We start from the raw sequence: 24,470 nt of genomic DNA, 5'->3' as shown, positions 1-24,470 counted from the left end.
CCTGTCTTTGCCCCCTAAGCCGCCGCCCGCAACCGAAATCGGCGCACCACTTGCGCCAGTTTCGCTATGCCCGGTTCGATCAGTTCCGGGCGGATCGATGTGAAGCCCACGCGCAAGACATTGCCGGGGGCGTTGGCGCCGTTCATGAAGAAGACGTCGCCGGGTTCCACCACCACGCCTTCGGCCAGCGCGGCTTCTGATAATTCGGCGGCGTTCAGCCACGGGGGGCCTTGCAGCCAGCAGGACGACGAGCCGGTGATGGGGGTGGGGGTGAAGTCGGGCAGGTGGCGGGCCAGCGCCTGGGTCAGTTCGGCGCCGCGCTTCTGGTAGGCCTGCGATTGCTTGCGCAGCAGCGAATGGTGGTGGCCCAGGGAAATAAACAGCGAAAACGCACGCTGGATGTAGGCTGAAGGATGGCGCAGCATCAGCCGGCGCAGCGCGCGCAGTTCGCGCGTCAGCTCGCGCGGCGCGACGATATAGCCGATGCGCAAGCCGGGCGCGAACGACTTCGCCAGGCTGCCCACGTAGATGACGCGGCCATCGCGGTCCAGGCTTTTCAAGGCCGGGATGGCGCCTTCGCCCCAGCGGCTTTCGCTTTCAAAATCGTCTTCAATGATCATGCTGTCGGCTTGGCGCGCCAGGGCCAGCAGGGTTTCGCGGCGTTCCATCGACAGCGTGACGGTAGTGGGGCATTGATGGCCCGGCGTCACGAAGACATAGTCGCAGCCCAGCAGGTGCGTGCCCGTGCACAAGCCGCCTTCGTCCACGGGCATGGGCAGCAGGTGGCGCGTGTGGCTGGCGAAGATGTTGCGGGCGTCTGGATACCCGGGGTCTTCCATGCCCACCACCGTGTCTTCGTTGACCAGCAGGTCGGCCAGCAAATACAGCGCATGCTGCGCGCCCACGGTGATGACGATTTCCTCGGCGTCGGCCCACACCCCCCGGCGCGGCAGCACTTGCGTGCGGATCTGTTCGATCAGCGCGGGGTCGTCGTGGGTGATCAGGTCTGGCGCCCAACTGCGGATGTCCAGCACCGACAGTGCCTTGATGCAGCACTCGCGCCATTCCGCCGTGGGAAACAGGTCGGGGTCGAACTGCCCGTAGACAAAGGGGTAGGGCTGCTTCTGCCAGTCTTGCGGCTTGCTGATATTGCGCTGGCGCGACGGGCGAAAGCGCAGCCGTTCATCCCAGCGGATCTGTTGCGGGTGGTCAGCAGGGGATACGCCCGCCGCCGCTTCGCCGGCCGACCCCGAATGCCCTTGCATGACGGAATCGCAGACGAAATGGCCGCTGCGTTCGCGTGACACCAGATACCCCTCGCTGACCAACTGCTGGTAGGCGAAGACGACGGTGTTGCGCGCAATGCGCAGTTGGTCGGCCAACTGGCGGCTGGAGGGCACGGGCATGCCGGGCGGCAGGTGGCCACTGAGAATGGCCGACACCAGCATCTGCCGCACCCGGCCTTGCAGGCTGAGGTTGGGCGCGCTTTCGCGTTCGAACAAGCGGTCCCACAACACAGGCTTTTGCATCGCGGCCTGGCTGGACATGACGGCTCCTTGTGTAGGCGGCGCGGGCCCCCAAGACGGGGGCCGCGCAATCCGCTCCCCAGAATAGAGGACGCCAAAATGGGACGGAATGGGGGATTGCCCTGCCGGCAGTCTAGACGCGCCCCTTCCACGGAATGGCGAATTTTTCCACGTAGCGCACCAGCAGATCGAACGCGAAGGCGAACACGCCGATCACGATGATGCCCATGATGACGATGTCGCTGGCCAGGAACTGCGCGGCGTTCAGCACCATGAAGCCCAGGCCGCGGTCGGCAGCCACCATTTCCGCCGCCACCAGCGTGGTCCAGCCCACGCCGATCCCGATGCGCAGCCCCGTGAAGATCTCGGGCATGGCCGCTTTCAGGATCACGTGCCAGACGATCTGCATCCGCGTGCCGCCCATGGCGTAGGCCGCATGGATCTGTTCGATGGATACCGACCGCACCCCGGCGCGCGCCGCGATCGCCATCGGCGCGAAGATGGCCAGGTAGATCAGCAGGATCTTCGGAAATTCGCCGATGCCGAACCAGATGATGATGAGCGGCAGGTAGGCCAGCGGCGGCAGCGGGCGGTAGAACTCGATGGGCGGGTCGAAGATGCCGCGCGCGTAGCGGTTCACGCCCATCAATATGCCGATGGGCACGGCGGTCACGCAGGCCAGGAAGAACGCCGAGAACACCCGTGTCAGGCTGGCCATGGCGTGTTCGGCCAGCGTGGAATTGGCCACGCCGTCGGTCATGGCCGAGATGAACTTGTCGTAGACGGCAAAGGGCGATGGCAGGAACAGCGGCTTGACCCACCCCGTGCTGGTGGCCAGGAACCACAGTGCGATCAGCGCGATGGTGGTGATCAGGCTGATGTGGCTGCTGTAGCCCGCGCCCGGCGCGCCATAGACCTTGCCGGGCGCGGCGGGCTTGTGGCCGCCGCGCGCCTTACGCATGAGCGGGCTCGTGGGCGGCAAGCTCGTCGCCGTAGATGATGCCAAGGACTTGCTCGCGCATGGCGATGAAGTCGGGGCTGGATTTGATGCGGCGGCCATCGCGGGTCTCCAGGTAGCGCCGGTTGAAGTCCGGCGTGAAGGTGTGTGTGATGCGGCCCGGGCGCGGCGACATGACGATCAGCCGCGACCCCAGGAACAGCGCCTCTTCCACGCTATGGGTAATGAAGAAAAACATCTTGTTGGTCTGGCGCCAAATGTCCAGCAGCAGCTCCTGGATGGTTTCGCGCGTCAGCGCGTCCAGCGCCGCCATCGGTTCGTCCATCAGCAGCATGGCGGGGTCGCAGGTCAGGGCACGGGCAATGCCCACGCGCTGCTGCATGCCGCCCGACAACTGGTAGATCATGTGGCGGTGAAAGTCTTGCAGGCCCACCAGCTCCAGGTTGCGGCGGGCGCGGGCGCGCCGGGTGGCTTTATCCACGCCTTGCAGTTTCAGGCCGAACTCGGTGTTCTCCAGCACGTTCAGCCAAGGCAGCAGCGCGTGCTTCTGGAACACCACGCCGCGCTCGGCGCCGGGGCCCGTGATGGGGCGCCCGCCCAGCGTGATCTCGCCTTCGGTCGGCGACAGGAAGCCGGCAAGCAGGCTCAGCAAGGTGGTCTTGCCGCAGCCCGAGGCACCCAGCGCCACCACGAATTCGCCGGGCTCGATGGTCAGGTTGACGTCGTGCAGCGCCACCACCGGGCCGCTGTCATGCATGCCGGGGTAGGTGACGCCGACGTGGTCCGCGCGCAAGGCCAGGGCGGCGGGGTGGGATGGCTGGGTCATGCGGATTCCCCTTATGACGGCACGCCCGCGGCAAGGCGGGCGTGCTGGGCAAAGACGGCGCGGCTACTTGGCGGCGGCCTTCGCGTACTGGTCCGTAACGTGCGGGCTGTAGTCGGTCAGCGCGCGGTCGATCTGCTTCTGGTCTTTCAGGAACTTGGCGCTGGCGTCCAGCGCCCGCACCGCGCCCGATTCCTTGCCGCCGCCCAGCCAGGTCGGCGACGCCTGTTCCTGGGCGGTCGGGAACACCAGCAGCTTGAGCGCGCTGACGATGTCGTCCGGCTTGCCGCCGATCAGCCGCACGATGCCCTTGACCTCGGGCGACTCGGGCGTCCATTTGGCGCCGTTGGCGTGATAGTCGGCGTAGGACTTGGCCAGCACGCTGGTGAAGGCGGCCATGAACTTCGGGTTCTTGGCGGCCCAGGCGCGGTCCACGACGATGCCGTCAAACGTGGGAACGCTGGCGCGGCCGATGGCTTCGGAGTCGGCGATGACCTTGCCGGTCTTTTCGATTTCAGTCAGCGCGGGCGGCCACACGTAGGCGGCGTCGATGTCGCCGCGCTGCCAGGCGGCCACGATCTGCGGCGGCTGCATGTTCAGGATGCGCACGTCACGCGGGTTGATCTTCCAGACCTGGTCCATGCCCACCAGCAGGTGGAAGTGCGACGTCGATACGAACGGCGTGGCCACGCGCTTGCCCTTGAGGTCGGCGGTGCTGTTGATGCCCGAGCCGTTGCGCGCCACCAGCGCCTCGGATTTGCCGATGTTGTCCAGGATCCAGAACAGTTGCAGGTCCACGCCGCGCGTGGCGGCCGAGGTGATGCCCGTTGAACCCAGCACGCCCACCGGTACATTGCCCGAGGCCAGCGCCGTGGAAATGTCGCCGCCCGAGGTGAACTGGCGCCAGTCGACCTGGTAGCCGGCGTCTTTCAAGGCTTTGTCGAAACTGCCGTCGGCGATGGCTGACAGAAAGGGCCCGACGATGAGCTGGTAGCCGACGACCAGCTTGGTCTGCGCGTAGGCAGGCGCCGCCAGTAGCGCGGCGGCAAGGCCGGCCAGGGTGCAGCGGCGGATGAGGCGGTAAATCGCGTTCATGGTGATCTCCGAGAGAGAGTGGGCCGCGCCCCGACGCGACCGGCTTTGTGCCGGTGCGGCCTGGTGCCAGTTTGCCCGGATAGGGCCAGAACGCTAGGTCCAGATGCGGGGTTCAGTAGGAGCCAAACCGCGTTACGGCGGGCAGGTCCCAGGGTGTGCCGGGGCTGGGGCATCGGGTATCGGCCAAATGCCCGATGCCTTGATACGGGACGCGGGCTGACGGACGGGCGAACGGGCGGGAGCAAGGCGGGCGAACAGGCGGGCAAGAGGCTAACCAAGGGGCTAACCAAGGGGCGCGAATTACCACGCAGACCTCGATTTAGCAGTGACGGAAATGTCATTCATTTGTTAACGATTTGTCCAGAGTGCTGGGATAAAGTCGTTTCGTCCGGCCAGGCGGGTGCGATGGACGGCCAAGCGCGTCGGTTTACCGCTGGCGCTTGGCCGCAGCCCCGGGGGCCATGAATTCCGTCGAGGTCGTATGTTCACCAATCTGAAAATCCGCAGCTGCCTGGGCATTTTGCTCGCGCTGTTCTTTATCGGCATGTTGGTCGCCAATGGCGCGGCCTGGCTGGACACGCGGTCCAGCAACGCCAAGCTGAGCCAGGTCAACGAAGCCTATTCAATGCGTGTCGTGCCCGCCTACGAGGCCTACACCCTGATGCTGCGCGCGCGGCTGGCGATGGACGCCGCCATGATCAACCGGCAGGTCGGCCGCACGCAGCAAAGCGATGCCGACGCCGCCCGCGCCGAAGATCTGTGGCGCCGTTCGCGCGCGCGCTTCGAGGCCTTCTCCAATGAAGTCCGCGCGCACGCGCTGCAAGAGAAAGCCGCGCCCGTGGCGGCCGCGTTCAAACACTATGACGCGCTGGCCTCTGAACAGTTTGAATCCATGCGCAACCAGGACGCCCGCGCCTTCGCCTTGCAAATGGATGCAGTGCAGGGCGCCCACCTGGCCTTTGACCACGAGGTGGCCGACTACCTGGCCTATGTGGATGCGCAAACCAATGGCTTTGTGGCTGCCGCGGCCAGCCAGCATCTGCGTGCCAACACCCTGATCGCGGCCCTCTTGGCCGCCGCCGTGTTGCAGAGCATTGGCGCCGCGCTGTTTGTCAGCCGGTCGGTGCTGCGTCCCTTGCTGCGTGCCGGGGCCCACTTCCAGAGCATTGCCGACGGCAATTTGACCAACCCTATCGAGATCAAATCCCACAATGAAATCGGTCAGCTTTTTCTTGGCCTGCAACGCATGCAGGCCAGCCTGGCCAAGACGGTGGCCGCCGTCCGCCAAGGCGTGCAGCAGATCAGCCGGGGTACGCACGACATTGCGGACGGCAATGTGTTGCTGTCGTCGCGTACCGAGCAGCAGGCCGCCACTTTGGAAGAAACGGCCTTATCGATGGGTCGGTTGGCGGTAACCGTCAAGGAAAACGCCGACAACGCGCTGCGCGCCAACCAGCTTGCCGAAGGCGCGTCGCAAGTGGCCGGGCGCGGCGCCGCCGTGGTGGCGGACGTGGTCGGCACCATGCAGGACATCAGCGCCAGTTCGGCCAAGATCACGCACATCGTGTCGGTCATCGATGGCATTGCCTTCCAGACCAACATCCTGGCGCTAAACGCCGCCGTTGAGGCGGCTCGCGCCGGCGACCAGGGCAAGGGTTTTGCGGTGGTGGCCGGCGAAGTGCGCGCGCTGGCGCAACGCAGTGCGTTGGCGGCCCGTGAAATCAAGCAGTTGATCGCCGATTCCGCCGGCCGGGTTCAGGCGGGCGCGCAACAGGTGGAGCTTGCGGGGGCCACCATGCGAGAAATCGAGAACGCCGTGCACCGCGTGACCGACATCATGGGTGAAATCGCCGCCGCGTCCAGCGAGCAGGCGCAAGGCATCGACCAGGTCAACCTGGCGGTCTCCAGCATGGACGAGGCCACGCAGCAGAATGCCTTGCTGGTCGAGCAGGCCGCGGCATCCGCGCGGGCCTTGCGCGATCAGGCCGAAGGCCTGGCGCAAACCGTCGCCATCTTCACCGTGTCGCCGCGCGTGGTGATCGACATGCCCGCCACGCGCGAATCGGTTCAGGCCATGGCCCCGGTCCAGGCCCAAGCGATGGCCATGGCCCCCGCGCCGCGCCACCGCGTGGCCTTGCAACGACCCAAGGCGGCCGGTGCCGGCGCCGACCTTCAAGACGATTGGCAAGTGTTCTGACGAAGCGGCGCCGGAAGGAGGATCTGGCGCCTGCCCGGTAGTATCCGGTGGCCCACTTCCGCGGGGAGCAGGCCAGCGTTCGATCAACGCTACGCATGCGTGCGTCCCCGGGGATCGGGGCCAGCGTGTGCTCTCACGACAAGAAGAAAACAATGAGCGATTTCGACATGGTGATACGCGGTTCGCTGGTCAGCGCCGATAACATTCTGGAAGACGGTTGGTTAGGTATCGTGGACGGCAAGATTGCGGCAATGGGCAGCCACAGCCCGCCCGCCGCGCGCGATCAGGTGGATGCGCGCGGGCTGTGGGTGCTGCCGGGCGCCGTTGATAGCCGTACTTATATAGGGGGCTGGGCAGACGGTTGCGGCATCGGCCGCGCGTCCCGAGCGGCGGCGGCGGGCGGGGTGACGACGCTGGTGGACATGCCCTACGAACATGCCGAAGTGATAGCCAGCCGCGCGCAGTTGGACGCAATGGTGTCGCGCATCGGCCGTGATGCGCATGTGGATGTGGCAGTGGCCGGCACCGTCAACACCGAACATGGCCTGGATGCGGCGGACGCCTTGGCGCGGGGCGGCGTTTGCGCGTTCTCCATCCCCACGTTCGAGGCCGAACGGCAGCGCTTCGCGCATCACGAAAGTGATTTGCTTCAGGCTTTTCAGGGCATTGCGCGCTTTGGGCTGGCGTGCAGCATGCACAACCATGCGCGTCTGACCGCCAGCCGCAATGCGCGGCGGCTTCTGGAAGCCGGCAGGCCGGGCAGGGAAGTGCTGGCCCGCGCCAACCTGCCGCTGATCGAAGGCTTGACGACGCGATTGCTGTGCCGCGTGGGCGCGGCGGCCGGCGTGCGCATGCAGGCCGCCGACGTGTGGTCCGAACAGGGCTATGCCTTGTGCGCCAGTTACCGCCAGGCCGGGCACTGGGTCACCATTGAAACCAGCCTGCGCAGCCTGATGATGAGCACCGAAGACGCGTTGCAGCAGTTTGGCGGCACGGCGGACGACTACCCGCTGCTGCGTCCGCGCGTGGAAGTGGATGCGCTGTGGCGGCGCTTGGCGACTGACATGTGCACGTTCGTGTCGTCGGGCTATCAGGCCCGCAGCGACGATGGCGGCGACGGGCCGGCGCCCACGGTCGACTACGGGCCCGACCTGCTTCTGCCCGCGCTGTGGTCGGGTTGCGAAGCGCGCGGCCTGTCGCCGTCGCTGGTGGTGCGCCTGTTGTCGCAAAAGCCCGCCGAACATTTCTTGCTGGATGATCGCAAGGGGTCGTTCGATATCGGCAAGGACGCGGACTTCGTCGTGCTGGCGCCGGGCCGTTCGGCCTCCCAGCAGACCGAGACGTTTGGCCGGCCCTATACCGTGCATGTGTTTGGAACGTGGCGGCGCGGGGAACTGGTGTATGACGGCAGCCGCGTGCAGGGCGAGCCGGGCACGGGCCGCTACCTTCGGCCCCGCGCCGTGGCCCGTGAAGACCACGGCGCCATGATGATGTGATGGCGCGTTGATGGCTAGCCGATGCTGAACTGACGCGCCAGGCGCGTCAGTTCGGCGGGTCCCGCTGTTCCATGACGTAACCCAGACCCCACACGGTATGCAGCAGGCGCGTGCTGAAGGGGTCGTCCATCTTCATGCGCAGCCTGCGCACGGCAACGTCGATGGCATTGGTGCCGCGGTCGAAATTGATGCCCCAGACATGCGCGGCCAAGTTCATGCGGGATTGCACTTCGCCGTGCTTGCGCATCAACCGTTCAAGCAGCGCGAATTCAATCGCCGTGAGCCGGATGCGCTGACCTTCGCGCAAGGCCTTGCGGCTTAGCAATTGAAGTTCAAGATCGCCCACGCGCAGGACATGCTGCGCGCCGGCGTCGTCGGTGGGCGAAGACCGTCGGCTGATGGCCTTCATCCGCGCAACGAGCTCGCACGTGGCGTAGGGTTTGGCCAGGTAGTCGTCCGCGCCTTCGCTCAAGCCTTGCACGCGGGCTTGCAGCTCGTCGCGGGCCGAGACGATCAGCACGGGCACATTGCTTTCCTTGCGCAGTTCCCGCAGCACGGTGAAACCGTCCATGACCGGTAGCTGCACATCCAGCAGGATGAGGTCATAGGGAAACGTTTTTGCGATGCGAAGGCCGCTTACGCCATCGGTGGCAATGTGGACGATTTGGCCTTGCTCGGCAAGCGTGTGGCTCAGTGCTTCGGCCGAGATCTTGTCATTGTCGATTACGAGGACTTTCATGGGTTACTGCATCGAATGGATACCGTTGGCTTGCGGGCCGCGCCAAGGCGCGATTTGCAAAGCTGACGGCATTCCTCACACGGACTGGCGCAACGAATGCAGCGGTAAGGCGTGCACGCCAGGCGACCCGTCATGCTGACGGCTAATAACGCTCTTGTGAATTGGAAGAGTCTTAAAAGTGCCCCGGCCGGCAGGCCGGCCGGGGTAAAGTTGCTGCGAACGGTGCGCCAGATCGGGGGGGGGAAGGCGGCAACACCGTTTTTGCTGCGACGACTGCAACTTCAAACAACAACTAGACATCTCACGACGTTTGCTTTCGGAGGCTGTGGCGGCTCCGATCGCTTGGCCGCGGTTCGCAGCGTAATGATTGTGAGGGGGCTGCGAATGACTTCAATGTAGAGCGCGCTGGCGTCGGCCGTTCGCATGAAAACAGCCGCTTGCAACGGGGATTTGAGCCGTTTCAATTGGCCTTGATACGGCTCGTCAGAATACGGATTTGGTCTGATATTCAGCGCGGGGCGCACAAGGCGCGCGAATCCGGTCCGTGGGCGCGAAAGGCTTGCAGGCAATTGACCGAGCAAGCGCCGTGGCGGGGGCTATCTCTGCCGATTCAATGCCAAGTGAAACGGGCGGTGCAGCCTGCCTGGCCGCACCGCCCGTTACGGGGATTGAAGGAGTATCAGCGGATCAGGCTGAGGAATTCGGCCCGCGTGGATGGGTTGTCGTGAAACTCGCCCAGCATGACCGAGGTCACCATGGACGAATTCTGCTTTTCCACGCCGCGCATCATCATGCACATGTGCTGGGCTTCGATCACCACGGCCACGCCGGCCGCGCCGGTCACGCTTTGCACGGCTTCGGCCACCTGGCGGCTGAGGTTTTCCTGGATTTGCAGGCGGCGCGCATACATTTCCACAATGCGTGCCACCTTGGACAGGCCCAGCACCTTGCCGGCCGGCAGGTAGGCCACGTGTGCCTTGCCGATGAAGGGCAGCATGTGGTGTTCGCACAGCGAATACAGTTCGATGTTCTTCACCAGGACAATTTCGCGCGTGTCGGACGTGAACAGCGCGCCGTTGACGATTTCGTCCAGGTTCTGCGTGTAGCCACGGCACAGATGGCGCATGGCCTTGGCCGCGCGGGCGGGCGTATCGGCCAAGCCTTCGCGGGACGGGTCTTCCCCTAGCGCTTCGAGAATGGCGGTGTAATGCTTTTCCAATGACATGGGGGGACTCCTGGGGCAACGCGTTCGTCGTGGCGTCGTGTCGTGCCGCGTCGGCGACGCGGAATTGCAGGCAAGTCTACCGCAGGGCGGGATTGCCATCATTGGCTAGCCGCGACTTACACGCCACGGTTCTCGACAGCGTACTTGATCAGCGGGTCGAGGGTGTCGCACTTTGCCTGTCTTACGAGGGGCGATCTGTGGTTCGTTGGGGGGGCGGTTGATGGGTTACGTGCGGCGGGCATCTGTTTGCGCGGGTCGACGGTGCCGCACTTCACCCATCCTACGAAGGCGGTCTGTGGCCGGTCGGGTGGATGCTGCTGATGGGTTGCGTGCGTTCGGCACTTGTTTGCGCGGGTCGACATTGCCGCACTTCACCCATCCTACGAAGGGCGATCTGTGGCCCGGCGGGGGGATGCTGCTGATGGGTTACGTGCGGCCGGCACCTGTTTTCGCGGGCCGACGTTGCCGCACTTCACCCATCCTACGAAGGGCGATCTGTGGCCGGTCGGGGGGATGCTGCTGATGGGTTACGTGCGTTCGGCACCTGTTTGCGTGGGTCGAGGGTGCCGCACTTCACCCATCCTACGAATCGCGGTGCGTAATCGTAGGATGGGTGTAGCGCGGCAGGTCCGTCAGAAAAAGAATAGCCGCACAACGCGCGTAACCCATCAAGCAACCTCACATCCCCAAACGATCATTCAACACTCACCCCCGCGACACCGCCGGCGTATTGCCCGCGCCCAAATCCCAATACAAGCCCGTCATCAACCCCAGCGCTTGCCGCAGCAGCTCCGGCGGCAGATGCTCATTCGGCGCGTGCTGCGAACATCCAGGATACGAATGCGGGACCCAGATCGTGCGCAGGCCCAGCACGTCCGTGAAGATGTCATTCGGCAATGATCCACCCAAATTCGGCAGCAACGCCGTCTTCTGCCCCGACGTACGTTCCAGCGAATCGACCGCCCAGCGCACCCAGGCGTCGTCAGGATCAATGCGTGTGGCGCGGAACATGGACTCGCGCGTCAGCGCAATCTTCACCATCGGGAAGCCCTCGCGGTCCAGATGGCGGCGTAGCGCTGGGATCAGGTCGTCCGGGTCCACGCCCACCACGAAGCGCAGTTGGCAACGCGCCCAGGCGCGTGGCGGAATCGCGTTGACGGGCGTTTCCGGGTTGCCGGTCTTATACGCCAACACTTCAAACGAGCACCAACCAAAGACCCGCTCCGCCGGCGACAGGCCGGGTTCGCCCCATTCCGGTTCAATCTCGGGGCCGTCCGTGCCGCCATCCACCTGGCAGTCGGCCAGCGCGCGGCGCACGGCGTCGGGCAGTTCGGCGGGCACCCATTCCTTGATGCGGATCTGGCCGGTGGGGGACACAATCGTGGAAATGGCGTGGGCCAACTGAATGCCGGGGTTGGAAATCAGCCCGCCCCAGTTGCCGGAATGATGCCCGCCGGCACGCGCCTCGATCGTCAGATCAAAGTTCAAACTACCGCGCGCGCCCAGGAAGATGGTGGGCCGTTGGGGCGCCAGGCGCGGGCCGTCGGATGCGATCAGCAGGTCGGCGGACAGCATGTCGCGATGCTCGGCGCACAATTCCCGCAAGCCCATCGACCCGGTCTCTTCGCCCATCTCTATCAAATACTTGGCGTTGAAGCCCAGCTTGCCGCGCGCTTCCAGCACCAGCCGCAGCGCTTCCATATTGATGGTGTGCTGCCCCTTGTTGTCGGCGATGCCGCGGCCGTACCAGCGGCCTTCGGCCTCGGTTAGCGCCCAGGGCGACAAACCTTCCTTCCATTCCTTTTCCAAGCCCCGGATGACGTCACCATGCCCATAGCCCAACACGGTCGGTAACGCCGGGTCTTCAATCCGTTCGGCATACAGGAAGGGCGCCAGTGCCTTCGGATGCGTCAAGGTTTGGCAGGTGAAACCCAGCGCCTCGAACGCGGGGCGGATTTCCGATTCCAGGTAGTCCGCCAGCACGGCGGCGCGTTCGGGGTTCTGGCTTTCCGTCGGCAGCGCCAGCCGGCGCGCCAGCAGCGCGCGGAAGGCGCCAGAATCAAAACAGTGTTCCGCCTGGGCGATGGCTTGCTCGCGGCTCATGATGGTTGGACTCCGGTCAGGGTAGGGGAAACGGGGGAAGACACGGCGGGGTATAGATGGCAGGCCACCACGGACTCATCACGCAAGGTCAGCGCGGGCCGTTCCGTCTTGCATTGCGCCATGGCGTACTGGCAACGCGGGTGAAAGGGGCAGCCCGGCGGCGGGTTCAGCGGGTCGGGAAACGACAGCCCCAGGCCCATGTCGGGTATGCCCAGCCCGGGTTCGGGCGTCAGCACCGAAGCCAGCAAAGCCTGCGTGTACGGGTGGCGAGGGTCGTGGAACAGTTTGGCTGTGTCGGCGGATTCCACCACGCGGCCCAGATACATCACGGCCACGTGCGTGGCAATGTGCTCCACCACCGCCAGGTTATGGCTGATGAAGACATAGGTCAGGTTGAATTCGCGGCGCAGGTCCATCAGCAGGTTCATGATCTGCGCCTGCACCGACACATCCAGCGCGGACGTCGGCTCGTCGCAAATCACGATCTCGGGGTTCATGACCAGCGCCCGCGCAATCGCCACGCGTTGCCGTTGCCCGCCCGACAACTGCCCGGGCGTGTTGTGCGCCAGGCGCGGCGGCAGGCCCACGCGCTCCAGCATTTCAATGGCCTTGTGCAGCTTGGGGTTGGGGATGCCGTGCACCTCCAGCGGCAGCGACACGATGGACGCAATGGAACGGCGCGGGTTCAAGGACGAATACGGATCCTGAAAAATCGGCTGCACGCGGCGGGCCAGCGCGCGCCGGTCCATCTGACGGATGTCTTGCCCTTCCAGCTTGATCACGCCCGCGCTGGGAGGCGTCAGCCCCAGCAGCATGCGCGCCAGCGTGGATTTTCCGCAGCCCGATTCGCCCACGATGCCCAGCACCGCGCCGCGTTCCACCGCCAGGTCCACGCCATTGACCGCGTGCAAGGTGCTGCGCGGGCGGAACATGCCCGAGCGGATGGAAAACTGCCGGCTGACGGCTTCAGCTTGCAAGAGCACGCTCATGCCGGAACTCCTTCTTCTTGGCGGATGCAGCGCCATTGCTGGTGCGGCGGATGGCCGTACACAGGAACCGTGTCGCGGCATTGCGGCTGCACATACTGGCAGCGGTCGGCGAAGGCGCAGCCGCGCAGGTCGCCCACCAGCGACGGCACCACGCCGGGTATGGTGCCCAGCGATTCGCCGGGCGGGGTGCGGCCGGGCACGGGAATACAGCCCAGCAGCCCCTGCGTATACGGATGACGCGGCGTGGCGAAGATGTCTTCAACCGGGCCTTCCTCGACGATCTGCCCGGCATACATCACCGCAACCTGCTGCGCAATGCGCGCCACCACGCCCAGGTCGTGAGTGATCAGCACCATCGCGATGCCCAGCTCGGCTTGCAGGTCGGCCAGCAAGCGCAGGATCTGCGCCTGGATGGTGACGTCCAGCGCGGTGCTGGGCTCGTCGGCAATCAGCAATTCCGGGCCGCACATCAGCGCCATCGCGATCATCACGCGCTGGCGCAGGCCGCCCGACAACTGATGCGGATACTGCGTCAGGCGCTGTCCGGCCGAGGCAATGCCCACTTTCTCCAGCAGTTCCACGGCGCGGTCGCGCGCCTGCTGCTGGCTGGCATGACGGTGATGGATGTAGTGCTCGGTCAGTTGTTCGCCGATGGCGTACGCCGGGTTCAGCGCCGTCATTGGTTCCTGGAAGATCATCGCCATCTTGCTGCCGCGCAGTGCGTTGATGCGGCGGCCGCGCGCGGCGGACAGGTCTTCGCCCAGCACCGCCAGGCGGCGCGTCGTGCGCTTGGCGGCCTTGGGCAGCAAGCCCATGATGGCCAGCGAGGTCATCGACTTGCCGCAGCCCGACTCACCCACCAGGCACAGCGTTTCGCCGCGCCTGACCTGGAACGACACGTCGCGCACCGCATGCAGCGGCCCGCGTGGCGTGGCGATGTCCACCGTCAGCCCTTGTACGTCCAGAACAATTTCTTTTTCGTTCATGGTCAGGCCCTCTCTTCAGGCGTCAGCAGTTGATGCAGCCCGTCGCCGGCCAGATTGATCGCAAAGATCAGCAGCGCCAACGCCGACCCCGGAATGGCGATCAGCCAGAACGAGAAGAACATATAGGCCTTGGCTTCCGAAATCATCAGCCCCCAGGACGGCAGCGGGGGCTGCACGCCCAGGCCCAGGAACGACAGCGAGGCCTCCAGCAGAATGGCGCTGGCGGCTTCCAGCGTGGCAATCACGATCAACTGCGGCACCACGTTGGGCAGCACTTCGCCCCACACGATGCGCCAGGTGGACGCGCCCGCGGCCTGCGCCGCCGCCACGTATTCCAATGACCGCACCTGCTGCGTGGCGCTGCGCATGACGACGGCGTAGCGGTCCCACTTCAACAGTCCCAGCACCAGGATGACGACCCACAGCGAGCCGCCCACGATGGCCACGGTGGCCAGCGCCACCAAAATCACAGGCATCGACAAGCGTGTCGTGATCAGGAACGACACGGCCATGTCGACCTTGCCGCCGAAGTACCCGGCGGCCATGCCCATGGCGGTGCCGATGGTTCCCGAAATCAGCGCCACGCTGATGCCGATCAACAGCGAGATGCGGGCGCCGTAGAACAGGCGCGACATATAGTCGCGGCCCAACTGGTCGGTGCCCAGCGGATGCAGCCAGGTGCCTTTTTCGTACCAGACGGGCGGCGCGGTGCGGTAGGCCAGGTCCTGGAAGTAGGGATCGTGCGGCGAGATCCACGGCGCCAGCAGCGCAATCAGCACAATGATCAGCAGGATGCCGCCGCCCGCCAGCAAGGCCTTGTTGCGGCGCAGCCGGCGCCAGCGCAAGGTGGACGCGGACAGCTCCATCGCGGCGGGGGCGGGCGCGCCGGGAACGGAAGGGGTGAGGATAGGTGTAGTCATGTCAGGACACCCGGATGCGCGGATCAAGCCACGCGTTGGCGATATCGGCGGCAAGCGTCAGCAGCACATACAGCACGGACAGCAGCAGCACGATCAACTGCATCACCGGAAAGTCCTTGTACGTAATGCTTTGGTAGGCCAGGTAGCCCAGCCCGTCCAGCGCGAAAATGGTTTCAATGACGACCGAGCCACCCAGCAGATAGCCCAGCTGCACGGCGGCAAGCGCCACCACGGGCACGATGGCGTTGCGCAGGGCGTGCTTGAAGATGATCTTGCGGGCCGGCAGGCCCTTGGCGCGCGCGGTGCGGATGTAGTCGGCGCCCAGCACTTCGATCATGCCGGCGCGTATCAGCCGCATGAAGGCGGGCGCCACGTAGTAGCCCAGGGCAATGGCGGGCATCACGAAGTGCTGCCAGGTGCCGCTGCCCGATACCGGCAGGATGCGCAGCGAGATCGAGAACAGCATGATCAGGATCAGCGCGAAAAAGAAATTCGGCAGCGCCTGGCCCAGCACGGCGATGGCCAGACAGGCGCGGTCGATCACGCTGCCTTTGTAGATGGCGGCCAGCACGCCCAGCGGAATCGAAATCAGCAGTGCGAAGCCCAGCGCGCCCATGCCCAGCATCAAGGTGGTCTTGAGCTTGGACAGGATCAGCGGGCCGGCGTCGGTCTTGAAGTACACCGAGGTGCCGAAATCGCCTTGCGCAATATGCCAGAGCCAGTCGGCGTACTGCACCACCAGCGGCCGGTCCAGCCCGTAGGTTTTGCGGATCATGTCGATGTCGGCCTGGCGCGCGCCTTCGCCCGCCAGGGCCAGGGCGGGGTCGCCCGACAGGTGCAGCAGCAGGAACGCCAGGACCGATACGGTCAGCGCCACCAGCGCTGCCAGGCCCAGACGCCTGATCGTGAAATACAGCATAGGACTTCCTCTAACGTTTCAGCACGCCGGGCGCGCTTGCCGCACGCCCGGCGCCAAGCCTGCGCCTTACTTCCAGCTCATGTCCCAGAAGCGGACGAGTTCGTCCGAGTAGGGCTTGAAGTTCACGTCCTTGGTGGCAACGTAGTAGGCGGGCAGCGTCCACAGCGGCACCGCATAGGCCTTCTCTGCAATCAGATCCAGCGCTTCCTTGTAGGCGGCTTTGCGTGGCTTGGCTTCGATGGTGTGGTCACCCTTGTTGAGCAGTTCGCGCACCTTGGGGTCGCGGGTGACGTCGTCGTTGCCGAAGGCGAAGTACACGGGCGTGGACGCCGACACATCGTTCACCAGGTTGGAACCCCAGGTCTGGTGCGTCAGCGACGCCTTGTTGGCGCGGATCATGTCGCGCATGGCGGCGTACTGCAAGAAGTTCAGCTTGGCGCGGATGCCCACGGCGCGCAGGTAGTTGATGATGGCTTCGGTCTGGTTGCGCTCGCGGTAGGCCACGATGTCGATGTCGAAACCGTCGGGGTAGCCCGCTTCGGCCAGCAGCTTCTTGGACAGCGCCGGGTCGTACTTGTAGGTGGGCGCGCCATCTTGTGTGCAACCCACTTGCGAGGGCGTGCAGATGGTGTTGATGAGCCCGCCGCCTTCGCCCACGATGTTCTTCAGCATGGATTCGCGGTCGATCGCGTGGATGATGGCCTTGCGCACGCGCTCGTCTTTCAGTTGCGGCGCGGGCGTGCCTTCCTGGATGTTCATCTGCATGAACACGATGCGCATGGTGTTGCCGGTGACCATCTGCAGGTTCGGCATCTGGCCCAGCTGTTCAGCCTGGTCCTTGGGCACGCTCATGATCAGGTCTTCACCACCCGAGATGACTTCAGCCATCTGGGTCTGGCGGTCAGGAATGAAGCGGATGACGACCTTGCCGATCTTCGGCTGCGCCTTGGGCGAATCCTTGAAGTAGTCGGTGTTGCGTTCCAGCGTGATGGACTTGCCCGGCTGGTAGTCCACCACCTTGTACGGGCCCGAGCCCACCGGCTTGGCGTTCATGCCCTTGGGGCCGACTTCCTGGTAGTACTTGGCCGGGTGGATGGCCACGGTGGTGGACAGGTATTCCTTGGCGGCGGGGAAGGGCTCCTTGGTGGTCAGGCGCACCTTGTACTTGTCGATTTTCTCGACCTTGTCGATCCACGACACGTTCTGCTGCGTGACGGCCTTGTTCTTCGGGTCGGCCACGTAGTTCAGCGTGTACACGACCGAGTCCGCGTCGAACTCTTCGCCGTTGTGGAATTTCACGCCCTGGCGCAGTTCGAATTCCATCGTCTTGTCATCGACCTGCTTCCAGCTCTTGGCCAGTTGCCCGCGGTACTCGTTGGACACGGGGTCGTGATAGAGCAACGTGTCCCAGACGTTGGCGGCAATGATCACGCCGATCCGCACGTTGTTGAAGTACGGGTCCACGCTTTCCGGCGCCTGGTCATACGCCATGCGCAAGGTGTCGTCCTTCTTGCCGGCCAGCACGGGCTGGGCGGCCAGCGTGGCGCAAGCAAAAAGGGCGGCGGCAACGGCGCGCATGGGGGTGATGCGGCGGGCGCGCAAGGCGGGGGCAGAGATACGGTGCTGCGGTGTGAAGCGACTATCAGCCATGGTGAAGGCTCCTGTGGAAGGCACTACAAGTACTGCGTATCCAACGTCTCGCTCCGGGCCGCGCCACCCGTTTTTATCGTTATCGTCCTAGCGCTGGGAGGGCAAGCTCAACCAGAGTCGGACGATTGCGCGGGCGGGGGCGCCGCATCGGGGTTCAGGCTTTTCAGCGCGGCCTCGCATTTGCGCTGCAAGTGCTGCCGCATGATGCCCGCCAGCCGGTCCGCGTCGCGCGCGTCCAGGGCCTCGGCCATCTCGATGTGTTCCCGCATGGCCAGGTCCCACTTCTGCCGGTTCTCGTTCGACACAAAGCGCAGGTTCTGGATGCGCGCGTTTTGCGCGTCGTACAACTGCTTGAGCAGGCTGTTGTGCGAAGCCAGGCTGATGCGTTCGTGGATCTCGCGGTTGGTGTGGAAGTAAGTGGGCAGGTCGTGGCGCGCGTGGCTGGCCATCATTTCGTAGGTCAGCGCGCGGATCTCGGCAATTTCAAGGTCGGTGGCGCGTTCGCACGCCAGCCGGCACGACATGGCTTCCAGGCCGCCGATGACTTCAAAGGCCTCGCGGATGTTGGCTTCCGACAGCGCCACGACTTGCGCGCCGCGGTTGGGTTCGATCTGCACCAGGCCTTCGGCCGCCAATACGCGGAAGGCTTCGCGCATCGGAGTGCGCGATACGCCCAAGAGATCGCACAGGGCGCGTTCGTTCAATCGTGAACCGGGGGGGAATTCACCTTGGATGATGCGTTCGCGCAGCGCGCCGGCAACCGCGCCGGGCAGCGTGCGGCCGTTGCCGGCGGCGCGTGGCGCGGCAGGCGCCGCGGCGTCTGGCAACGTGTCGGGCGTGGCGGAATCGGCGCGTGCCGACCTGGCCAAATCCGGCATCAGGCTAGGATTGCTGCTCATTGGTATACCAACATTTCCCCGTGTTTTTTTGCACTATAAACCTGTCGCCGCGACTTCCATGATGGGTGTATACCCTAGGTTATCGATGCAAAAACAATGGGATAGAGTGGCGCATGCCGCAAGTCCGCCTGCCCGGTCCATGCCGTTTAAAAAGCCGTTTGAACCGCCGCGCAGCTTTCGTTGGTATACAAAAAATTCCACTCTGGGGCGACGCATGCTTTCCCTGAATTCCCATCTGTCCGGCCGGCACTTCTTGCAGATTCCGGGGCCCACGAATGTGCCCGACCGCGTCTTGCGCGCCATCGATCAACCCACCATCGACCATCGCGGACCCGAATTCGGCGCGCTGGGGCGGGCCGTGCTGGAAGGCGCAAAGCACGTCTTCCAGACGCAATCGCCCGTGGTGATTTTTCCGTCGTCGGGCACGGGCGCGTGGGAAGCGGCGTTGGTCAATACGCTGTCGCCAGGCGACCGCGTGCTGATGGTGGAAACCGGCCACTTCGCCAGCCTGTGGAAGAAGCTGGCAGGGCGCTTGGGGCTGGAGGTGGATTACGTGGAAGGCGACTGGCGCCATCCCGTTGACGCCGCCGTGATCGGTGCGCGCCTGGCCGAAGACACGCAGCACCGGATCAAGGCGGTGTGTGTCGTGCATAACGAAACGTCCACCGGCGTCACCAGCAACATCGCCGCCGTGCGCGCCGCGATCGACCGCGCCGCGCACCCCGCGCTGCTGATGGTGGACACGATTTCTTCCTTGGGCTCCATTGATTACCGCCACGACGAATGGGGCGTGGACGTGACCGTGGCCGGCTCGCAAAAGGGCTTGATGCTGCCGCCGGGCCTGGCGTTCAACGCCGTCAGCGCGCGTGCGCTGGCCGCCGCCGACACCGCGCGCCTGCCGCGTTCGTATTGGGACTGGGGCGAAATGCTGACGGCCAATGCCAAGGGCTATTTTCCGTATACGCCGTCCACCAATCTGCTTTACGGCCTGCATGAAGCGCTGGCTATGCTGCAAGCCGAAGGCCTGCCGCGCGTGTTTGCGCGCCACGAACGCCACGCGCGCGCCACGCGGCTGGCCGTGGCGGGTTGGGGGCTGGAACTGCTAAGCCTGGACCCGGCCGCCCACAGCCCCGCGCTGACCGCGGTGATGATGCCCGAGGGCCATAGCGCCGACGCGCTGCGCAAGGTAATTCTGGAGCGCTTCGATATGTCGCTGGGGCAGGGTCTGGGGAAATTGTCCGACCGCATTTTCCGCATCGGCCACCTGGGCCACTTCAACGACTTGACGCTGTGCGGCACGTTGGCCGGCGTCGAAATGGGACTGGCTGCCGCAGGCGTGCCGCATCGTTCCGGCGGCGTGCAGGCCGCGATGGAATTTCTGGCGCGCACGTCCGAGGGCGCGGCGGCGGCTTGAAGATCAAGCAAGACAAAGACAACACGAAGGGAAATCATGAACACGCTTATGCAGCAGGCGATTGAATTCGCCAATGAACACGAATCCACCTGGGACCGCAGCGTCAAGGGCAACTTTGGCGTGCACCTGAACGATCCGCCGCCCTGGAACCGCCTGCTGGGCCCCATCCACGATCGTGGTCCGGTGTCGGGCGTGGTGGTGGTAGACGGCAAGACGGTGGCGTCCTGGGGCGAGCCCGAGCGCGCCGACCTGACGTTCAGCGTGGCCAAGCTGTACCTGGCCATTCTGGCCGGCGTGGCCCATGACCGTGGCCTGTTGCCCGACGTGGACGAGCCCGTGGGCAAGCGCGTGCCGGGCATTGGTTTTGATGAAGGGCAGAACGCCGACATCACCTGGCGCCATCTTTTGCAGCAGACGAGCGAATGGGAAGGCGAACGCTTTGGCGTGTCGGACCAGGCAGACCGCTATCGCGCCGTGACCTTCGGCGTGCCACCCGACGGCAAGAAGGGCGACGCGCGGCCGTTGCAGCGCCCGGGCACGTATTGGGAATACAACGACGTCCGAATCAACCAGTTGTCGTATGCGCTGTTGCACCTGTTCCGTAAGCCTTTGCCGGACGTCTTCCGCGAAGCCGTCACGCGCCCCATCGGCGCCAGCGAAGATTGGCAATGGGTGGGCTACGACACCGCCTGGGTCGAGATCGACGGCCAACGCATGCCGTCGGTGCCGGGCGGTTCGCATTGGGGCGGCGGCATGTCAATCAGCGCGCGCGACCAGGCCTTGATCGGTCAGATGCTGTTGAATGACGGCCAGGCCGCCAATGGTGAACGGATTTTGTCGCGTGAATGGATTCAGGCGATGCGCACGCCCTGCGAGATTGCGCCGTATTACGGCTATCTGATCTGGCTGAACCACGAAGGCCGCGTGTTTCCCAGCGTGCCGGCTTCCAGCTTCTTCGGCGTGGGCGCGGGCAGCTCGTTCACGTGGGTGGAGCCGGAGCGGAAGATGGTGGTTATCGTGCGCTGGCTGAATTCGGCGCACGCTGATGCGCTGTTTGGAAAAATTTTGGCGGCGGTGGATGCGGGCTAGGCAGCTTGATATTGCGACCAGGGCGACGCTGCTTGATGGGTTACGCGCGTTCCGCTTTATTTTTCTTCTGACGTGTGTCTTCGCGCTTCACCCATCCTACGTGTGTCTTCGCGCTTCACCCATCCTACGTGGGGATGCGGGCGACGAGGTGTAGGATGGGTGAAGCGCGCGAAACCGCAACATAGCAAGCAGGCGTCGAACGCGCGCAACCCATCAAGCAGCGCAACGGTTTTCTTGCGACGATTCCTATCCGGTTTTCTTGTGATGGCCTCTATATAGGAACAATCGTCGCGAGGCCTGGGCCGCCCGATGGGTTGCGCGCGTTCCGCCTTAATTTTCTTTTGGCGTGCATATTCGCGCTTCACCCATCCTACATTTGAAAGGGAAATGTCCCATGAAATACCGTCGACTGGGAACCAGCAATCTTCGCGTTTCGCCCTTGTGCCTGGGCACCATGATGTTTGGCGAGCAGACGCCGGATGACGAGGCCGCCCGCATCGTTGCGTCGGCGCGCGACCATGGCGTCAACTTCATCGATACGGCCGATGTCTACAACGAAGGCCGCTCGGAAGAAGTGGTGGGCAAGCTTCTGCAAGGGCAGCGCCATGACTGGGTGTTGGCCAGCAAGATCGGCAACCCGGTCGGCAAGGGGCCGAACCAGTCGCATTACTCGCGCCAGTGGCTGATGCGCGGCGTGGAGCAAAGCCTGGCGCGCATGGGTACGGACTTCATGGACATCCTGTACCTGCACCGCGACTTTCACGAAGAAAATCTGGAAGAGGCGCTGTGGGCGCTGGGCGACCTGATCCGCGCGGGCAAGCTGCGCAGCTTCGGTTTGTCGAACTTCCGGGGATGGCGCATTGCCGAAGTGATGCGTCTTTGCGAAAAAATGGGCGTGCCGCAGCCGGTGGTGTGCCAGCCCTACTACAACATGCTGAACCGTGGCCCTGAAGTGGAAATCCTGCCGGCGTGCAAGCACTACGGCCTGGGCGTGGTGCCCTACAGCCCCATCGCGCGCGGGGTGCTCACGGGCAAGTATCTGCCGGGCCAGGCGCCCGCCGCCGATACCCGTGCCGGGCGCGGCGACCGCCGCATGCTGGCCACGGAATTCCGCGAAGAGTCGCTACAGATTGCCCAGCAACTGGTGCAGCACAGCGCCGCGCGTGGTGTGCTGCCGGGCCATTTCGCGACCGCCTGGGTCTTGGCCAACCCGATCATCACCGGCGTGATCGCCGGCCCGCGCACGCTGGCGCAAATGGACGACTACTACGCGGCGCTGGACGTCACCATCACGCCCGAAGACGAAGCCATCGTGGACGGTTGGGTCGTCCCGGGCCATGCGTCCAGCCACGGCTATAACGACCCGAACTACCCGTTCTTCGGTCGCCCCGTCGCCAGCGCCTGATCAGGCCGGTGCGCCCTGGGCCGGGGCGCGCACCGGCTCGCTGGCTATGCCGTGCAGCATCATCTGCTCGACCACGGACGCAATGCCCAGCCGTGCGACGCGCCCGCGTCGTTCGGCGTCCACCATGCTGGTCAGCACGCCAAAGAACATTTCCGTCAGCGCCGCCGCCGGAATGTCCACGCGGAAGGCGCCTTCGCGCTGGCCGCGCAGAAAGAACGCATCCAACGACTCCTGATAGCCCGACCAACTGCTCATGATGTCGGGCTGCTGCTCGTTGTCGGGCTTCCAGTGGTACATCAGGAACGCCGTCAATTCCTTGTGCGCCATGTTCTGCTGAATCAGGTTGCGTAGCGCCTCGCGCGGCGGCGCGGTATCCAGATGCGAATCCGCCATCGCCTTCTTCATGATGTGCGCGCAATGCGTCGTAAGCCGCAGGACCAGTTGGTCCCGCGTCTGACAGAAGCGGTATAGCGTCGCCTTGCTGACGCCCACGGCCTTGGCCAGTTCCTGCAAGGTGGCGCGCGGCTGGTCCACCATCGCCAACGCCAACGCGACCAAATACCGTTCGTGCCCTGCGTCGTCAGACATCGCCTTCCCTCTGTTATGTGTGTGAGATCCCCATTTGCGGGGTATTGGAGCACGCGAGATTCATCTTGTGCAAACTTTTGCGTTTTTGACAAGCAAAAGCTTTTGAAACTTCTTTGATGAACTTTTGATAATCAAATGAGTCGTTATTGATTCAAATCAATCTTTCCAGTAGCATCCGCCACTTGGTGAAAAAACAGTGCCGCGGGGCGCAAGGTAAAAAAATGAAGATTCAGATGAAGCGGCGCTTGCCTGCAACGGCATTGGTGGCGGCCCTGGGCTTGACTTTGGTTCTGGCCGGCTGCGGCGGCGAAAGCTCCAACCAGGCGCAGGCCGACACGCCACGTCCGGTGCAGGTGGTTGAGGTGCAAGCGCAGCGCTACGCGCTGTCCAGCACCTTGCCCGGGCGCGTCGAACCGGTTCGGGTGGCCGAAGTGCGTGCCCGCGTGGCGGGCATCGTGTTGACCCGCAACTTTGAGGAAGGCGCCGATGTGAAGGCGGGCGATGTGCTGTTCCGCATCGACCCCGCGCCGTTCAAGGCCGCGCTGTCGCGCGCCCAGGGCGAGCTGGCCAAGGCGGACGCCGCCGTGGCCGACGCGCAGGCCATCTTGAAGCGCTACACCCCCTTGGTGAAGATCGAAGCCGTCAGCCAGCAGGATTTCGACACCGCCACCACCACGCTGAAAAGCGCCCAGGCCGCGCGCCGGTCGGCCCAGGCCGACGTCGAGACCGCGCAACTGAACCTGGACTACGCCACCGTCAAGGCGCCGATCTCTGGCCGCATCGGCCGTGCGCAGGTGACCGAAGGCGCGCTGGTTGGCCAGAACGAAGCCACCGCCATGGCAACGATCCAGCAACTGGACCCCATCTACGTCGACTTCAACCAGCCCGTGGCCGACATGCTGCGCATGCGCGCGGCGTTGCAGAACGGCAGCCTGGGGCAGGGCGAGGGCGCCAGCATCTCGATCACGATCGACGGCACGGACGAACGCCGTAGCGGCAAGCTGCTGTTCTCGGACATCGCGGTAGACCGGACAACGGGCCAGGTGTCGGTGCGCGGCGAATTCGCCAACCCCGATGTGTTGCTGTTGCCCGGCATGTACGTGCGCGTGGAAACAAAGCAGGGCGTGGACCCGAACGCCATCCTGGTTCCGCAGCGCGCGGTCACGCGCAGCACCGATGGCAAACCGCAGGTGATGCTGGTGGGCAAGGACGACGTGGTGGAATCACGCGCCGTGCAAACCGGCACGATGCGCGGCTCGGACTGGCACATCGTCGACGGCCTGGCGGTGGGCGACCGCGTGATCGTCGGCGGGGTGTCGGCCGCCGTGCCCGGCCAGAAAGTCAGCGTGGCGCCGCCCGCTGAACAAGCACGCGTTGCGGTGAACAACGCGGCAAGCAACGCGGCGGCCGCCGAGGCTCCCGCCCATGCCGCGAACTAAGCAGCCGCCC

Annotated in this window: 20 protein-coding genes; 6 read left to right on the top strand and 14 right to left on the bottom strand. The window is 64.7% G+C overall.

The annotated features are described in order from the left end of the window. Positions 1-14 precede the first annotated feature (14 nt). The 4 genes from M2361_RS09150 to tauA form a co-directional block, all read right to left on the bottom strand. Positions 15-1,547: a PLP-dependent aminotransferase family protein gene (locus M2361_RS09150; RefSeq protein ID WP_259248215.1), complete on the bottom strand. Its 1,533-nt coding sequence runs from the start codon at positions 1,545-1,547 to the stop codon at positions 15-17. Between the two features lie 112 nt (positions 1,548-1,659). Then, positions 1,660-2,487, bottom strand: coding sequence for an ABC transporter permease subunit (locus M2361_RS09145; RefSeq protein WP_259248214.1), 828 nt, complete (start codon positions 2,485-2,487; stop codon positions 1,660-1,662). Next, positions 2,480-3,310, bottom strand: coding sequence for a taurine ABC transporter ATP-binding protein (locus M2361_RS09140; RefSeq protein WP_050446495.1), 831 nt, complete (start codon positions 3,308-3,310; stop codon positions 2,480-2,482). Before M2361_RS09140 ends, M2361_RS09145 begins: the two co-directional genes overlap by 8 nt. A 63-nt stretch (positions 3,311-3,373) precedes the next feature. Beyond that, complete coding sequence (gene tauA, locus M2361_RS09135; protein WP_259248211.1) at positions 3,374-4,402, bottom strand: taurine ABC transporter substrate-binding protein; 1,029 nt, start codon at positions 4,400-4,402, stop codon at positions 3,374-3,376. A gap of 481 nt (positions 4,403-4,883) precedes the next feature. Between tauA and M2361_RS29000 the strand changes: the two genes are divergently transcribed. Continuing rightward, positions 4,884-6,599, top strand: coding sequence for a methyl-accepting chemotaxis protein (locus M2361_RS29000; RefSeq protein ID WP_310508897.1), 1,716 nt, complete (start codon positions 4,884-4,886; stop codon positions 6,597-6,599). Between the two features lie 152 nt (positions 6,600-6,751). Next, entirely contained in the window at positions 6,752-8,095 is a 1,344-nt protein-coding gene (locus M2361_RS09120) for an amidohydrolase family protein (protein ID WP_259248204.1), read from the top strand. Between the two features lie 46 nt (positions 8,096-8,141). Here M2361_RS09120 and M2361_RS09115 read toward each other — a convergent pair whose 3' ends face one another. The 9 genes from M2361_RS09115 to M2361_RS09075 form a co-directional block, all read right to left on the bottom strand. Beyond that, complete coding sequence (locus tag M2361_RS09115; protein WP_259248191.1) at positions 8,142-8,834, bottom strand: response regulator transcription factor; 693 nt, start codon at positions 8,832-8,834, stop codon at positions 8,142-8,144. Positions 8,835-9,513: 679 nt separating this feature from the next. After that, positions 9,514-10,059, bottom strand: coding sequence for a GTP cyclohydrolase I FolE (folE, locus tag M2361_RS09110; RefSeq protein ID WP_259248189.1), 546 nt, complete (start codon positions 10,057-10,059; stop codon positions 9,514-9,516). 705 nt (positions 10,060-10,764) lie between these two features. After that, a complete protein-coding gene (locus M2361_RS09105) occupies positions 10,765-12,162 on the bottom strand; it encodes a M20 family metallopeptidase (RefSeq protein ID WP_259248186.1) in 1,398 nt (465 codons plus the stop codon). Further along, positions 12,159-13,151 (bottom strand): ABC transporter ATP-binding protein, encoded by a 993-nt coding sequence (locus M2361_RS09100; protein WP_259248184.1) that lies wholly within the window; start codon positions 13,149-13,151, stop codon positions 12,159-12,161. The genes M2361_RS09105 and M2361_RS09100 overlap by 4 nt, the downstream gene beginning before the upstream one ends. Next, positions 13,148-14,137, bottom strand: a complete 990-nt coding sequence (locus M2361_RS09095) for an ABC transporter ATP-binding protein (RefSeq protein ID WP_259248176.1) — start codon at positions 14,135-14,137, stop codon at positions 13,148-13,150. The genes M2361_RS09100 and M2361_RS09095 overlap by 4 nt, the downstream gene beginning before the upstream one ends. Before the next feature lie 2 nt (positions 14,138-14,139). After that, the gene (locus M2361_RS09090; protein ID WP_259248174.1) at positions 14,140-15,057 is read right to left on the bottom strand and encodes an ABC transporter permease; all 918 of its coding nucleotides are present in this window, start codon (positions 15,055-15,057) and stop codon (positions 14,140-14,142) included. Position 15,058: 1 nt separating this feature from the next. After that, positions 15,059-15,976: an ABC transporter permease gene (locus M2361_RS09085; protein WP_259248172.1), complete on the bottom strand. Its 918-nt coding sequence runs from the start codon at positions 15,974-15,976 to the stop codon at positions 15,059-15,061. A gap of 66 nt (positions 15,977-16,042) precedes the next feature. Beyond that, the gene (locus tag M2361_RS09080) at positions 16,043-17,626 is read right to left on the bottom strand and encodes an ABC transporter substrate-binding protein (protein WP_259248170.1); all 1,584 of its coding nucleotides are present in this window, start codon (positions 17,624-17,626) and stop codon (positions 16,043-16,045) included. Between the two features lie 107 nt (positions 17,627-17,733). Further along, complete coding sequence (locus tag M2361_RS09075; protein ID WP_404976300.1) at positions 17,734-18,525, bottom strand: GntR family transcriptional regulator; 792 nt, start codon at positions 18,523-18,525, stop codon at positions 17,734-17,736. A 214-nt stretch (positions 18,526-18,739) separates the two neighbouring features. On the opposite strand from M2361_RS09075, the gene M2361_RS09070 reads away from it, so the two are divergent. The 3 genes from M2361_RS09070 (at position 18,740) to M2361_RS09060 (ending at position 22,433) form a co-directional block, all read left to right on the top strand. Then, positions 18,740-19,939, top strand: coding sequence for an alanine--glyoxylate aminotransferase family protein (locus M2361_RS09070; protein ID WP_259248168.1), 1,200 nt, complete (start codon positions 18,740-18,742; stop codon positions 19,937-19,939). Between the two features lie 36 nt (positions 19,940-19,975). Next, the gene (locus M2361_RS09065; protein ID WP_259248167.1) at positions 19,976-21,028 is read left to right on the top strand and encodes a serine hydrolase; all 1,053 of its coding nucleotides are present in this window, start codon (positions 19,976-19,978) and stop codon (positions 21,026-21,028) included. Between the two features lie 394 nt (positions 21,029-21,422). Beyond that, positions 21,423-22,433 (top strand): aldo/keto reductase, encoded by a 1,011-nt coding sequence (locus tag M2361_RS09060; protein ID WP_259248166.1) that lies wholly within the window; start codon positions 21,423-21,425, stop codon positions 22,431-22,433. Here the strand turns inward: M2361_RS09060 and M2361_RS09055 are convergent, their stop codons facing one another. Beyond that, positions 22,434-23,021 carry a TetR/AcrR family transcriptional regulator gene (locus M2361_RS09055; protein WP_259248165.1) on the bottom strand — a complete coding sequence of 196 codons (588 nt, stop codon included), beginning with the start codon at positions 23,019-23,021 and terminating at the stop codon, positions 22,434-22,436. It abuts the gene before it with no gap. Between the two features lie 221 nt (positions 23,022-23,242). On the opposite strand from M2361_RS09055, the gene M2361_RS09050 reads away from it, so the two are divergent. After that, positions 23,243-24,460, top strand: coding sequence for an efflux RND transporter periplasmic adaptor subunit (locus M2361_RS09050; protein ID WP_259248164.1), 1,218 nt, complete (start codon positions 23,243-23,245; stop codon positions 24,458-24,460). Positions 24,461-24,470 lie beyond the last annotated feature (10 nt).

The organism is Achromobacter sp. JUb104, assembly GCF_024806975.1.
Taxonomy (GTDB): Bacteria; Pseudomonadota; Gammaproteobacteria; order Burkholderiales; family Burkholderiaceae_B; genus Achromobacter; species Achromobacter spanius.
The sequence above is the reverse complement of the archived record's forward strand: the minus strand, read 5'-3'. Positions and strand labels throughout refer to the sequence as shown.

Coding starts and splice junctions, on each gene's coding strand:
- M2361_RS09150 (WP_259248215.1), bottom strand. CDS start 1,547: ATGTCCAGCCAGGCCGCGATGCAAAAGCCTGTGTTGTGGGACCGCTTG.
- M2361_RS09145 (WP_259248214.1), bottom strand. CDS start 2,487: ATGCGTAAGGCGCGCGGCGGCCACAAGCCCGCCGCGCCCGGCAAGGTC.
- M2361_RS09140 (WP_050446495.1), bottom strand. CDS start 3,310: ATGACCCAGCCATCCCACCCCGCCGCCCTGGCCTTGCGCGCGGACCAC.
- tauA (WP_259248211.1), bottom strand. CDS start 4,402: ATGAACGCGATTTACCGCCTCATCCGCCGCTGCACCCTGGCCGGCCTT.
- M2361_RS29000 (WP_310508897.1), top strand. CDS start 4,884: ATGTTCACCAATCTGAAAATCCGCAGCTGCCTGGGCATTTTGCTCGCG.
- M2361_RS09120 (WP_259248204.1), top strand. CDS start 6,752: ATGAGCGATTTCGACATGGTGATACGCGGTTCGCTGGTCAGCGCCGAT.
- M2361_RS09115 (WP_259248191.1), bottom strand. CDS start 8,834: ATGAAAGTCCTCGTAATCGACAATGACAAGATCTCGGCCGAAGCACTG.
- folE (WP_259248189.1), bottom strand. CDS start 10,059: ATGTCATTGGAAAAGCATTACACCGCCATTCTCGAAGCGCTAGGGGAA.
- M2361_RS09105 (WP_259248186.1), bottom strand. CDS start 12,162: ATGAGCCGCGAGCAAGCCATCGCCCAGGCGGAACACTGTTTTGATTCT.
- M2361_RS09100 (WP_259248184.1), bottom strand. CDS start 13,151: ATGAGCGTGCTCTTGCAAGCTGAAGCCGTCAGCCGGCAGTTTTCCATC.
- M2361_RS09095 (WP_259248176.1), bottom strand. CDS start 14,137: ATGAACGAAAAAGAAATTGTTCTGGACGTACAAGGGCTGACGGTGGAC.
- M2361_RS09090 (WP_259248174.1), bottom strand. CDS start 15,057: ATGACTACACCTATCCTCACCCCTTCCGTTCCCGGCGCGCCCGCCCCC.
- M2361_RS09085 (WP_259248172.1), bottom strand. CDS start 15,976: ATGCTGTATTTCACGATCAGGCGTCTGGGCCTGGCAGCGCTGGTGGCG.
- M2361_RS09080 (WP_259248170.1), bottom strand. CDS start 17,626: ATGGCTGATAGTCGCTTCACACCGCAGCACCGTATCTCTGCCCCCGCC.
- M2361_RS09075 (WP_404976300.1), bottom strand. CDS start 18,525: ATGAGCAGCAATCCTAGCCTGATGCCGGATTTGGCCAGGTCGGCACGC.
- M2361_RS09070 (WP_259248168.1), top strand. CDS start 18,740: ATGCTTTCCCTGAATTCCCATCTGTCCGGCCGGCACTTCTTGCAGATT.
- M2361_RS09065 (WP_259248167.1), top strand. CDS start 19,976: ATGAACACGCTTATGCAGCAGGCGATTGAATTCGCCAATGAACACGAA.
- M2361_RS09060 (WP_259248166.1), top strand. CDS start 21,423: ATGAAATACCGTCGACTGGGAACCAGCAATCTTCGCGTTTCGCCCTTG.
- M2361_RS09055 (WP_259248165.1), bottom strand. CDS start 23,021: ATGTCTGACGACGCAGGGCACGAACGGTATTTGGTCGCGTTGGCGTTG.
- M2361_RS09050 (WP_259248164.1), top strand. CDS start 23,243: ATGAAGATTCAGATGAAGCGGCGCTTGCCTGCAACGGCATTGGTGGCG.